Below are 13,266 nucleotides of genomic sequence, written 5' to 3' on the forward strand. Positions count from 1 at the left end.
TTTCACGACTCAACTAGGATGGCTATATGCTAACTCTCCTGACTTTTTATCCAGACAACCTGGAATTATTTACCAGTAATCATGTCGATGTTGTACTGAAACAAATTGATAGTTCTCGCAATATTTGGTTGCGCTGTATTCACTTTCGCGATCGCACTGGAACGGCCAAAATTATTAAGCACTTTGGTCTTAATCCATCGCGTGTTAATATGATTTTCAACCATTCTCCTGTAGGAATTGATGAAGACATAGAAGATTGTTTATTTGATAGCTATGAAATATTAACTTCTCAAATAAAAAATCACGAGTTTGAGGTTGCTCGTGGCAATATTGTGCTGGGTAATAATTTTATTATTACCTTTGAAATTACCGAATTAAAAGTTTTAAGTATTCTAGCTAATAATCTGCAAAAACGAACTCAAGATATTGAAAAGTTAGGAGTTGATTATGTTTTTTATCTCATTTTTAAAGAGGTTCTGAATAATTACCATACTGTATTTGAGTATATTTCTAGAAAGCTTGATGATTTAGAAGATGAAGTTTTAGATAATTCTGGTGATGAATTAACATACCAAAAAATTGCCACGATGAGGCAATCGACTCGTTCAGGACGCCGTAATTTTCAAAGCATCAAGTCACTGATGGCTATTATGGATTACGAAGATTTCCATTGGATTGCTCAACCAGTAAAGGAACTATTCAATCAAGAATTAGTTCATCACGTTGATAAACTTTGGCAAGAATATCAAGCGTTGAGAGCCTGGATGTCAGAATTAATGGAAATTCAACGCGATAATATTGCTAGTAAAACCGGTGAACGAATTAATCGTTTAACTATCCTCTCAACCATATTTTTACCAATTACTTTTATATCTGGTTTCTATGGCATGAACTTCAAATATATGCCTGAATTAGAACAACCTTGGTTTTATCCTGCTGTGATCTGCGTGATGACATTAATTGTAATTGGTAGTATTACTTATGCTAAAAAACAACGTTGGTTGTAAGGTATTTCAGGTTAAAAACTATTGGTGGAATAGTAAAATTTACATCTAATTTAGAATTCCTATATGCTTTCTTTAAGTAGACTGAATCAACCCTAAATTGGTAAATAAACGTGAATCTCCCATTGATTATTCGTGCTGAAAAACACAACGAGAAAATAGCAATTGCTACAACGGATAGAGCATTTACCTATCGAGATTTGCTGCACACTTCCAGTCAAATAGCAACAGGTCTTCTTAATAATAATTCAGAAGATTTACAGGAGGAACGAGTTGCCTTTCTCATCCCACCTGGGTTTGAGTATGTAGCCACTCAATGGGGAATTTGGCGTGCTGGTGGTATAGCTGTACCTCTGTGTATTTACCATCCGCGACCAGAATTAGAGTATGTAATTACCAATTCTGGAGCATCGATTATTGTTGCTCATCCTAATTTTGAGGGTATACTGCGTAGTTTACCGCCGCAGGCATCGCTCGCCGAAGAACACAATTTGCGATTTATCCTCACCTCAGAAACCTACTAAGAGTCCGGTATTAATATTTTTAAGTACATTTTATGTCTGATTTACCTTAACCAAAGCTATCAGCAGTCAAGCTTTAACTCAAGCTAATTAAAATATTAAGCTATAGCTTTTATAAGTTTGAAAATTTTAAATCATAAAAGCCCTTGTTCACTTTCGGTTACAGCAGAGGGGTTGATGCAGTATACATAGCTACCTTCTGCCTTTCTTCATAAGGGAGTGGCAAAAGCGATATATTTACTTAACTATTACAAATAGTTTCAAAATGAAATTCATGATTACATGAATAAAACATTACGTAGTACTATAGAAATCAGTGCAGATTTATTTTTACTTAACTGTAGGAGAAAATTATGTCTAAAAACAAACCAGAAGAACTAAATTCACAAGCAGTACCCTTCTTTGCCAGATTTTTAGAAGGGCAAAGCTTTGAAGACCTATCTGATGAAGAATCAGAAGGGATTGGCGGCGGAAATTGTGGTGTAACCAAGAAGGAGAAAGATGAACTTGTCCAAACTCTAAAGTTTCCATCCGATCAAGAAGATGGAGTAACGAAAAAGTATCCCTCTGATAGTGATGAACAGATGTTTGTTACTCAAAAGTACCCTTCAGACGGCGATGAACATGTAGAGGCATTAGTAAGTCAAAAATAAAATAACTGCATACTTTTAAGTACATCAGAGATGCAGTTTTAAAATATTCTGAGAAGAAAAAGACTGTTAGCTTTGCCAACTCCATTTAGGGGTTGGTTTCCCATTAAAAAAGTTTATTTTTTTATAGTTGACAGTAGGGACAACACAAAAACCTAATGAAAATATTTTATGTACGTTGACCGTAATGTGGTTTTATTAATCACCCATAGTGGTGATTACTTCACAATAGATAGAGTTGCAGAAGCTGTATCAAAACGAGGCGCACAGCCATTTCGCTTTGACACTGATAAATTTCCAATGACAGTACAAATCGAGGCGAATTTCAGTAACTCTGGGAGCAATCATAAACTGGAATATGGCACTCGCTCCCTGAACACCGAGCAAGTGCAAGCAGTATGGATGCGACGGATCTGGCAACCCGATCTAGGTGAAGAATTAGCTCCACAATTCCAAGCAGCCTGCTCTAGTGAATCCCTTGCAGTCTTAGATGGCTTTTGGGACAGTTTGAGGGGTGCTACCTGGGTGGATGATTTACAACGGATCAGTGCAGCTGAAAATAAGCTACGCCAACTGAGAATTGCATCGGAAGTTGGTCTTGTCATACCTCGGACTATCGTCACCAACAATCCTCAACAAACACGAGAGTTTTTTGGGGAAGTTAAAGGAAAAATGGTTGCCAAGCTACTCAGACCTCTTTCTTATGGGATGCAAGCCTCCTCTTTTTTCATGTATACCAGCGCCGTTAAAGAAGAAGACTTACTTGATGCTGAAACACTGCGCTATTGTCCAGTTGTGTTTCAAGAACAAATCCCCAAACAGCTAGAACTACGCGCAGTGTATGTGAATGGTAATCTGTTTGTCGGCGCACTGGATGCCTCTGAGTATGCAGCATCCACCCAAGATTGGCGACGGGGAACAAAAGAGGCTCTTACCTGGCAACCATATCAATTACCTGATCAATTAATTCGTTGCCTGGATGCTTTTATGGCAAGGTTTGGACTGATTTTTGGAGCATTTGATTTCATCAAAACGCCATCAGGGGAATATGTTTTTTTAGAAATTAATCCTACAGGAGAGTGGGGGATGCTGGAGAGAGATTTGGACTACCCGATCGCAGATGCACTACTTTCAACAAGTCCTAAGCAAAATGCTCTTACTTAAAAATTCCCAACCAACTGACAGCCGTTATAAGTTTAGGAACTTATTAATTTTTAATTTTTAATTCGGAGCAAAGCAACGTGACTGTTTTAATCATTACTCACAGCCAAGACAACGAAAGTATTCCTCTAGTTATTCAGGCAATTGAAGCCCAAGGAGGAAAAGCATTTCGTTTTGACACAGACCGATTTCCCACAGAAATAACCTTAGATGTTTACTATGCTAAAAGTGAGCGAGTTACTCTAAGCGTTGAAGACCAGACATTAGATTTGAATGAAGTGTCAGCAGTTTGGTATCGCCGCATCGCAATTGGATCAAGAATTCCCGACTCGATGGACAAGCAACTCAGACAAGCTTCACTCAAAGAATCTCGCGTTACCATTGACGGAATGATTGCCAGTATTAAGGGCTTCCATCTCGACCCTCTGCCAAATATTCGTCGAGCCGAAAATAAGCAACTGCAATTACGAATAGCACGAGAAATCGGTCTAGATACACCACGGACTCTGACTACAAACAATTCAGTGGCAGTAAAGCAATTTGCCCAAGAGTGTAAGGAGGGAATGATTACAAAGATGCTCTCTTCCTTCGCTATTTACGATGAACAAGGACAAGAAAAAGTTGTGTTTACGAATCCAATTTCATCTGAGGATCTCGATAACCTCGATGGATTACGTTTCTGCCCAATGACATTTCAGGAAAAAATTCCTAAAGCATTAGAATTGCGGACAATTATTGTAGGCAAACGTGTGTTGACGGCTGCGGTTGATTCTCAAGCTTTGGATAAGGCGCGTTACGATTGGCGCAAACAAGGAATTGCTTTACTCGACGCTTGGGAACCATACACTCTGCCTGAAGATGTTGAAGAGAAACTGCTCAAACTCATGGCAGAATTTGGTTTGAACTACGGAGCTATCGATATTATTTTGACTCCTGATGGTCGTCATGTATTTCTTGAGGTTAACCCAGTTGGCGAGTTTTTCTGGTTAGAACGCTGTCCTGGCTTACCGGTTTCTCAGGCGATCGCACAGGTTCTACAGAATTAAAGGGAGCAGAAGCTGTCTACTCAAAATTTAGAGAGAATTAGTATTAAATTCGAGTGAAGAGATTCCCAAATAAGACTTGTAGATTCAGTTAATGTATGCAGTTACTAGTTAATGAACTGTCCCTCTCAATGATTCAGCATCGACGGGTTTGATTAGGTAAGTCTGCAATAGATGCCCAACAATGGAAGCGATCAAGGGTAATTTTTGGCAGAATTTGACAATTGGTGAACGATTGCTCTTGTTAATTTCTGCTAGTTTCAAATTAAGGTCAGAACACTTCTCCAACCGCCGGAAGAACTCTGGATGATTTGTATTCAAAATCAGAGGAAATGCCCGTGCAGCAGTGTTATTCGTCTCTTGAACTACTCTGGTATTATATTCGCGCGGATCTATCCCAATGGATTGATAAAATGTGGCGCGTTCAAATACTGTCAATGTGTGAGTAGCAAAAACACTTAGCAAAAAGAAACGCACCCATAATCTAGCCCTCCAATTGTTCCATAGTTGAGGCTGCGATCGCAGCAGTGCTTTGAAAAAATCTCCATGTCGATTTTCATCCTGACACCAACTTTCAAACTTACGGAATAGTGGATAAATTTGGTGTTCTGGATGTTTCTCCATGTGGCGATACACCAGGATGTAGCGCCAGTAGCCAATTTTCTCAGACAGGTAGACTGTGTAAATAATCCACTCTGGCGGAAAGAAGGTATAAGTGCGATTTTTGGTTAAATAACTTAAGTCGAGGGAAAGATTAAAATCTGCCATTGACTTATTTAAAAATCCCGCATGGCGTGCTTCATCCCGCGCCATAAAATTAAAAGCATCCGCCAAAATCGGATTGCGGTTTTTCAGACGGCGTGATAATTCTTTGAACAACAGAAACCCAGAAAACTCTGAGGTACAGGAACGTTCCAGAAAGTCAATAAAGGCGACGCGTGTTTCCCCATCAATGTGATCCCAACACTGCTGAAATTCTTCATCACGGATAAAGTGATGACGGTTATAGTCAGCTCGTAACTCCTCTACAATTGCCAGTAACTCAGCTTCCTGAGACGAAATATCCAACTGCGCCGCAGCTTCAAAGTCAGTGGTATAAAACCGGGGTGTTAATAATGTTTCTTGAACAGGCGCTTTTACACCTGCTTTTAGCAACTCAGGTTGGGAGGTTTCCAGAGACTTAACCATAAGAATCCTTTGATTATTTCATCCTTTAAAAGTTATCTAAGCATAAATAGTTGTTTGTAGGCATCAGTTAAATTATTGAGAGTAGATTGTGAGAAATAAACTTATTACCCATTGTTTTAGGAGAGCTTAAATGCCTATTGCACAAGCAGTTTTATTACTACTTAACTAGGATGTGTCTAAGGGTGAAAATCAGAAAAATATAAATAAATACTAATATCTTTATCGTTATATATAAATTAATAGTTAAATAATCTTAGAAGAAATAAAAATGGCTGGGATCTACATCGGCAATGGTACTTGCCAGATAGAGTGATGCAGATCCTCTCTAAACCTAGAATAACGATCTTTTAGCTGGCACTGGCAGGCATCCTGAGTCGGTGGCTGTCCAGAAGCCTTGCCCTTGAACATAAAGGAAGCAACAATGAGTAGTAATCTAGCCATCAAACTGCGCTCTGGAACTCAACAAGCCCACACCTCAGCAGAAAATGTGGGATTTATGAAATGTTTTCTGAAAGGAGTTGTGGATAGAGACTGCAACGCCCAAGTTCTTAAGCAACTTGTATTACGTTTACAGCGAACTAGAAGCAGCATTAAAGAGCCATTTAGAGCATCCTGTGATTAGTGCGGTTTACTTCCCCGAACTTAATCGCCAATCCTCGCTCGAAAAAGATATGGTGTTTTATTATGGGGATAATTGGAGAGAGCAAGTTACACCTTCACCTGCTGCCCAAAAGTATATTGAGCGCATTCGTAAAATTTCTATTAGTGAACCAGTCTTATTGCTAGGTCATGCCTACACTCGCTACATGGGCGATCTTTCTGGGGGTCAAATGCTACAAAAAGTTGCTCAGTCAGCCCTGAAGCTTTCTGGTTATGAAGGCACATCCTTTTACAATTTTGAGCAAATTCCTGACAAAAAGGCATTTAAGGATAAGTATCGTCAGGCATTAAATGAATTACCAGTTGATGATATAACAGCAGAACGGATTGTTGCAGAAGCTAATAATGCCTTTGGGTTCAATTTACAAATGGCTCAAGAGTTAGAAGGAAATTTAATTAAAGCACTCGGTCAAGTTATGTTTAATAGCCTAACTCATTAGTCATTAGTCATTCTCCCCCTGCCTCCTCTGCTTCCCCTGCTTCCCCTGCTTCCCCTGCGTCCCCCACTCCCCACTCCCTTCATTCACTGGAGAGCAACTCTATGGTTTTTCTATTACCTGGTGTCAAGTTTGATCTGGATTTGATTCAAAAGTACGACACTCGCGCACCTAGATACACCAGTTACCCGCCTGCTACAGAGTTAAGCGAAACATTTACTGAAACTGATTTTAAGGCCGCGATCGCAGCCTCGAATCAACGCAAAACTCCTATGAGTTTATATTTCCACATCCCCTTTTGTCAAAGTGCTTGCTACTTCTGCGGCTGTAACACGGTAATTTCCAACAACAAGAATATTGCCAAACCTTACGTAGAATCTTTAGCTCAAGACATTAAAAATACCGCAGCTTTAATCGATCCAGATAGAAAAGTGCTGCAAATCCACTGGGGAGGCGGTACTCCTAATTACTTGGATCGTAACCAAATAGAATTTTTATGGAAAAACATCAATAACCATTTCAACATCGATCCACAAGCAGAAATCTCAATTGAGATTAATCCTCGCTATATTGATAAAAATTACATTTTCTTTTTGAGAGAAATTGGATTTAACCGGATTAGTTTTGGCATTCAAGATTTTAATAGCCAAGTTCAAGTAGCTATAAATCGTGTCCAGCCAGAAGAAATGCTATTTGATGTTATGAGTTGGGTTAAAGAAGCTAAGTTTGAAAGTGTGAATGTAGACCTTATTTATGGTTTACCTTATCAAACCCGCGAAACATTTCGGGAAACATTGAAAAAAACTGTTGAGTTAGATCCTGACCGAATTGTTGTCTTTAACTTTGCATATATACCGTGGATCAAACCTACACAAAAAAATATTCCTCAAGAGGCGCTACCCGCAGCAGAGGAAAAGCTGGAAATTTTGAAAATGACCATTGAAGAATTGACGAATAACCAATATCTATTTATTGGGATGGATCATTTTGCTAAAACTAATGATGAACTAGCGATCGCTCAACGCAATGGCACTCTCAAACGCAATTTCCAGGGCTACACTACCCACGCTGAGACAGAACTGTTTGGTTTTGGTTCTACATCCATAAGTATGCTAGAAGATGCTTATGCTCAAAACCACAAGGAATTAAAGGATTATTATAACACAATTACAGCAGGTGCTTTACCTATTAGCAAAGGTATCAAGCTTACTCAAAATGACATCATCAGACGGGATGTGATTATGGGTATTATGTCTCACTTTCAGTTACATAAACATGACATTGAAAATAAATATGATCTCAAATTTGATGAATATTTTTCTGACGAACTAGAGGCGTTAAAACCACTAGAAGCCGATGGTCTAGTTAGTTTATCAAAAAATCAGATCCAGATTACAGATATCGGTAGATTACTAGTCAGAAATATTGCCGTTATCTTTGATACTCATACAAGAACACGAGAGACAAAATTTTCTCGTGCTATTTGATACTATTTATATAAATGTCCGCTACATATTATCCCCTTAATCTATCTTGAGAATCACAATTGAGGGGATTTAACTAATTGGACATCTCCAGAAATTAATTATGCGTTACCTGAAACCCTTGTAGAGACATTGCAATGCAACGTCAAAACAATTCATTTTCACTCCTATGTCTATTAGAACTTACGCATCAGGTATCTATTGCTCACTTCCGCAGCAGCTAACTTAATTGGAAGATCGCTTGCAGTAATGATGAGCAGGCGATCGCCATTCTTAAGTTGGTATAAGTTCTGCTAATTACAAATTACCAATTATTTTAATTCATCTCCAAAAAGTTAGATTATTTTTTACATCTTCAGGTAGATACAAAAAAATAATAATTTTAATGTCTAGACTGGTGTATTCAATAATTCCTGATTTATCCGATCAACTTTTATTTATAGAATAAAAATGCCAATTTCCATCAGAATCTTGATTGTAAAGTTTTTTGTCTAACTTTTGGATTTAGCATTTATCCCATCTGGTAGAAAGAATTGTGAATCAGAGTTGATAACCTAAATACAAGTGAGATTGTTGAGGCAGTTATGAGTATTCTTGTTTGGGTAGTTTTAGGTCTTTTGGCAGGTGCCATCGCTAAAGCTGTTTATCCTGATTATCAAGGTGGTGGAATTCTCTCCACAATGATTTTGGGTATCATTGGGGCTTTTGTCGGTGGAAGTCTGTTTACCTTACTACGAACAGGAACTCTGCAAATTACTGCGGCTGGCGCTGGTTTAACTATTCCAGGTATTTTAGTAGCTGTGATCGGCGCAATTGTCGCTATTTATCTATGGGGATTAATCAGAAGAAGCAGCAATGCTTAATTGCTGATTGGCAGTTATCAACACTAACATGACTACTGTATTTTATTGGTCTTCTAGTGAACCAGTTTGAGAAGCTATTAAATCTCAAATTAGGTAGATGTTGAAAGATGCTAGGAGACAATAAAATAGTTTGTTAATTCTGTAAAATCATAATTTTTGGAAGTGTAAATCTATGTTTTTTCACAAAAAAGAGCCTATTCATGCGGTTAACGTTACTGAACCAAACCCTCGTTTTGCTCAGTTGCTTTTAGAGCAGTTTGGCGGAGCTACTGGAGAACTTAGCGCAGCACTTCAATATTGGGTTCAATCGTTCCATGTCGAGAATGCTGGAATTAAAGACATGCTTCAAGACATTGCGATCGAGGAATTCAGCCATTTAGAAATGGTTGGTAAACTCATTGAAGCTCATACTAAAAATACGGATCAAACAGAGGCTTATAAGAGTACTCTCTTTGCAGTCCGAGGGATTGGGCCTCATTTTCTAGATAGTCAGGGTAATGCTTGGACTGCAACTTACTTGAATGAAGGCGGAGATGTAGTCCGTGATTTGAGAGCTAACGTTGCAGCTGAAGCTGGCGCTCGTCAAACTTACGAAGAATTGATTAAGTTGGCAACTGACAAAGGAACCCAAGAGACTTTAGTCCATCTGTTAACAAGAGAAATTTCTCATACCCAGATGTTTATGAAAGCTCTAGATTCGCTGGGTAAGTTGACAGATCCGTTCTTTGGTAATATTAAGCCAGATGAAACTGTTGCTCTTTATTACAACTTATCTACAGACGGCAGTGGTAAAGATGAGCGTGGCCCTTGGAATTCTGAGCCAACATTCAAATACATTGCGAATCCGTTAGAAAGTCACTCTTAATTTCATAGATTGCAGTTAGAGCTTCTTAAAAACTCTCAATTATTAGGTGGGCAAACAGCCCACCTTCTTTAGGAATGGTTAAACTGTTTGTCTACGTTAGGGATTTTTGAAGGAGAATTTAGCTTTTTCCAACCTAAAGCAATTTTAAATTATTCGTGAACAATAAGATTCCCGATTTCTTAGAGAAGTCGGGAATCTAAGTGGATAAGTATTTGTTGATATTGATTTGGATACATATCTCTGCGCGATATTGAAATTAAGCTACACTGAAAGAAATCAGAGCGATCGCCTCTTCAAATCTACCCCGACGTTTCTGAATTCAGAAATTAATTCAACTCAAAATCAAAATTAAGAATCAGGAGTATTGATTTGTGATTGTCAACGCTACCCCAAATGGTTGGGAAGTCATTTATCACCGCGCCCATGCTTTATTAGCAGCTCAACTTGCAGGACAATGGCGGCGTAAAAATGCTCCAGTAAGGTTATATGAAACGATAGCTGCAATTTCCCATCACGATGACCTAGAAAAAGAGTGGGAAGAGGATATTCTTACTGAAGCAGGTGCGCCACTAGACTTCATGCTCTCTTCAAATACCAATGTAGATGCTGGTGTCCAGAAATTGGCTGATCTGGCAAAGAATGCCCTTTACCGTGGACGATGGGTGGCTTTATTAATTTCCATGCACATCAGTCGTTTAAATGAGCCAAGGCGGGGTAAGAGTTCCAAGCTAGACAAACTTTTAGATGAGCAACTGCAAAACCAACAACGTTGGCGTAAAGAATTAGGCATCGAAAAGGAAGAAGTTGATGCAGCCTATGCATTTATGCAATGGTGCGATCGCCTTTCTCTCATTTTATGTCAGCAAGAACTACCCGATGATGAACGGTTTTTAGAAATTAGCAAGGGCCCTGACGATCAGCGTTATGACATCATGCAACGCAGCGATAACTTGGTTGTTGTCAAACCTTGGCCCTTCGAGAACGAAAAATTTATAGTCAACGTTGAAGCCTGCGATCTTTCCCAAGTGAAATTTGAGAGCAGCGCCGAACTAACTCAAGCACTACAAGAAGCTCCCATCAAGGTACTAGAGTGGACATTCGTTAAGAGTTAGATAGTTGTCGTCGTTATATTAAAGAGCCAGAGAACTAACTCTCTGGCTCAAGCTTGGAGACAAAAATCATCGAATAAAGGCTAATTTGCCTAAAAAACTAAATTCTTCCCAGGTTATGCAGTCCTAAGATAACGCCCGCTCCTAAGATATGACCAAAGGCAGTAGTTGCTAAAAGGGCTGGTAAACCAAAACCACCAAATAAATTGGCTGAGGGTAGTCCTGGTTCTGCGTTGGGATATTTGATTGTAGATTTACCAAAGGCAATGGCAACGATATTAACGATAATCATAATCAGTGCAACTGTCGGACTCCATTGCAGAGGTGTGGTTGCGGCAGCGAGTAAGGTTGAAGTAAACACCTGATTTGCTCCTGAAATTTATTAATGATTGCAAATATAATCTGAGACTTTCCGAAGCAAATTCAAGAAATTACCCGATTTTGCATCAATATTTAACAGTTATTCTTACTACTTAATACAACGTGAGTTCAACGGCATTAATTCCGGACTTAGGCAAAAATTGCCAAAAAGCTTAATTTATGCGACATGCTTTCTTTACAAGAGGCTGTGCGTGCGGCTGTTTTTTCACTTCGTCAAACTCAGGTTAATGCATCTATCTATGGGATTATATCTGCACAAACAAGACGAGAACATATAATATTTATCTATCAAAAGCATTAGAGATTTTGAATTATATAGCAATCCGAATTGAAATAAGGGAAAGTACCCAAGCTCAAAGTAAGTATTTATAAGCTTTTCAGCAATTTTGATTTTTACAAAGAATTTATAATTTATATAACAAAAATATAATTTTCATCTATCAAAAGGATGAAATCTAAAGATAAAATTTTTCTATATCTAAAGAAATTAAATACAAATATTGAATCTAATAGTATACTTCTGGCAGAAGATGTAAAAAAATATTAGGCATAGTAAATTAAAGTCAATATTAATCAAGGTTCCTAAACAATTCAGGCAAGTGTGCTATACACGAGTTTGGAACAGCTTAAAACTTTGTTAAAATCAGCAACACACAAACTATGAACTCTACCACCGAAAAACGTATCGCCTTGATTTCCGTCCACGGAGACCCGGCGATTGAAATAGGGAAAGAAGAAGCTGGGGGACAAAATGTTTATGTGCGTAATGTGGGTGAAGCACTAGCGCGACTGGGATGGCAAGTTGATATGTTTACTCGCAAAGTGAGTCTGGAGCAAGACTCGATTGTTGAACACAGCGACAATTGTCGAACCATTCGTTTAAAAGCTGGCCCTCTTGAGTTTGTGCCGCGAGATGAGATTTTTGAATTTCTGCCAGAATTTGTAGATAATTTCCTTAAATTTCAAGTAAAAAATGACATTACATACCAGTTAGTTCACACTAACTACTGGCTCTCTAGTTGGGTGGGGATGCAGTTAAATAAAATCCAAGAGAGTAAACAGGTTCACACCTACCACTCATTAGGAGCGGTTAAGTATAACACTATAGATAATATTCCTCTGATTGCTAGTGTGCGATTAGCAGTAGAAAAAGAGGTGTTGGAAAAAGCAGAGCGAATTGTAGCGACAAGTCCGCAAGAACAGCAACACATGCGATCGCTAGTTTCCACTAAGGGCAATATCGACATCATTCCCTGCGGTACAGATATTCAGCGCTTTGGCTCGATTGCACGAGAAGCAGCCAGGGCTGAATTGGGAATTGCGAAAGAAGCCAAAGTTGTATTATATGTAGGACGTTTTGACCAACGCAAAGGGATAGAAACCTTGGTGCGTGCAGTAAACCAGTCTTCGCTACGTGACTCCAACAATCTCCAGCTAATTATTGGTGGTGGCAGCACTCCAGGTAACAGCGACGGCATTGAGCGCGATCGCATTGAGCAAATCGTCAACGAATTGGGGATGAGCGACTTTACCAAGTTTGCTGGTCGTCTGAGTCAAGATATTTTGCCAACTTATTACGCATCTGCCGATGTTTGCGTTGTTCCCAGTCACTACGAACCCTTTGGACTGGTAGCGATCGAAGCGATGGCAAGCGGTACACCAGTGGTAGCAAGTGATGTCGGCGGGCTTCAGTTTACTGTAGTTAATGAAGAAACTGGTTTATTGGCAGCACCACAAAATGTAGATGCCTTTGCATCTGCTATTGACCGAATTCTCTTAAATCCAGAATGGCGAGACGAATTGGGTAAAGCTGGAAGAGTGCGCGTCGAAACTAAGTTTAGCTGGGATGGTGTAGCACATCAACTGAGTGAACTTTACACCCAACTGTTGCAGCCACAAC

At 39.0% G+C, this 13,266-nt stretch carries 11 protein-coding genes and 2 pseudogenes; 11 read left to right on the plus strand and 2 right to left on the minus strand.

What is annotated here, in order from left to right; genetic code table 11:
* Positions 1–26: 26 nt before the first annotated feature.
* The 5 genes from V7K25_RS31155 to V7K25_RS31175 all read left to right on the plus strand — a co-directional run bounded on the left by V7K25_RS31155 (position 27) and on the right by V7K25_RS31175 (position 4,382).
* Positions 27–1,007: a magnesium transporter CorA family protein gene (locus V7K25_RS31155; RefSeq protein ID WP_335163732.1), complete on the plus strand. Its 981-nt coding sequence runs from the start codon at positions 27–29 to the stop codon at positions 1,005–1,007.
* A gap of 110 nt (positions 1,008–1,117) precedes the next feature.
* Positions 1,118–1,528, plus strand: a complete 411-nt coding sequence (locus V7K25_RS31160; protein ID WP_335163734.1) for an AMP-binding protein — start codon at positions 1,118–1,120, stop codon at positions 1,526–1,528.
* Positions 1,529–1,878: 350 nt separating this feature from the next.
* Entirely contained in the window at positions 1,879–2,178 is a 300-nt protein-coding gene (locus V7K25_RS31165) for a microviridin/marinostatin family tricyclic proteinase inhibitor (RefSeq protein ID WP_335163736.1), read from the plus strand.
* Between the two features lie 168 nt (positions 2,179–2,346).
* Positions 2,347–3,339, plus strand: coding sequence for an MvdC family ATP-grasp ribosomal peptide maturase (locus V7K25_RS31170; RefSeq protein ID WP_335163738.1), 993 nt, complete (start codon positions 2,347–2,349; stop codon positions 3,337–3,339).
* Between the two features lie 77 nt (positions 3,340–3,416).
* Positions 3,417–4,382, plus strand: a complete 966-nt coding sequence (locus V7K25_RS31175) for an MvdD family ATP-grasp ribosomal peptide maturase (protein WP_335163740.1) — start codon at positions 3,417–3,419, stop codon at positions 4,380–4,382.
* Positions 4,383–4,490: 108 nt separating this feature from the next.
* Here V7K25_RS31175 and acsF read toward each other — a convergent pair whose 3' ends face one another.
* Positions 4,491–5,567, minus strand: a complete 1,077-nt coding sequence (gene acsF, locus V7K25_RS31180) for a magnesium-protoporphyrin IX monomethyl ester (oxidative) cyclase (RefSeq protein ID WP_335163741.1) — start codon at positions 5,565–5,567, stop codon at positions 4,491–4,493.
* Positions 5,568–5,988: 421 nt separating this feature from the next.
* Here acsF and V7K25_RS31185 point away from each other — a divergent pair.
* From V7K25_RS31185 to V7K25_RS31205, 5 genes and pseudogenes are all read left to right on the plus strand, one after another.
* A pseudogene (locus tag V7K25_RS31185) lies at positions 5,989–6,667 on the plus strand (biliverdin-producing heme oxygenase).
* Between the two features lie 101 nt (positions 6,668–6,768).
* A complete protein-coding gene (hemN, locus tag V7K25_RS31190) occupies positions 6,769–8,151 on the plus strand; it encodes an oxygen-independent coproporphyrinogen III oxidase (RefSeq protein WP_335163743.1) in 1,383 nt (460 codons plus the stop codon).
* 581 nt (positions 8,152–8,732) lie between these two features.
* Positions 8,733–9,011: a GlsB/YeaQ/YmgE family stress response membrane protein gene (locus V7K25_RS31195; RefSeq protein WP_335163744.1), complete on the plus strand. Its 279-nt coding sequence runs from the start codon at positions 8,733–8,735 to the stop codon at positions 9,009–9,011.
* A gap of 172 nt (positions 9,012–9,183) precedes the next feature.
* Entirely contained in the window at positions 9,184–9,876 is a 693-nt protein-coding gene (locus tag V7K25_RS31200; protein ID WP_335163745.1) for a manganese catalase family protein, read from the plus strand.
* A gap of 371 nt (positions 9,877–10,247) precedes the next feature.
* Positions 10,248–10,988, plus strand: coding sequence for a DUF3891 family protein (locus tag V7K25_RS31205; protein ID WP_335163747.1), 741 nt, complete (start codon positions 10,248–10,250; stop codon positions 10,986–10,988).
* Between the two features lie 97 nt (positions 10,989–11,085).
* On the opposite strand, the gene psaK is transcribed toward V7K25_RS31205, so the two are convergent.
* Positions 11,086–11,346 carry a photosystem I reaction center subunit PsaK gene (psaK, locus tag V7K25_RS31210; RefSeq protein ID WP_229474325.1) on the minus strand — a complete coding sequence of 87 codons (261 nt, stop codon included), beginning with the start codon at positions 11,344–11,346 and terminating at the stop codon, positions 11,086–11,088.
* 680 nt (positions 11,347–12,026) lie between these two features.
* On the opposite strand from psaK, the pseudogene V7K25_RS31215 reads away from it, so the two are divergent.
* Positions 12,027–13,262, plus strand: a pseudogene (locus tag V7K25_RS31215) (glycosyltransferase family 4 protein); the annotation flags it as partial.
* Positions 13,263–13,266: the final 4 nt, after the last annotated feature.

Origin of the sequence: Nostoc sp. (genome assembly GCF_036919495.1) — a bacterium.
Lineage (GTDB): Bacteria > Cyanobacteriota > Cyanobacteriia > Cyanobacteriales > Nostocaceae > Nostoc.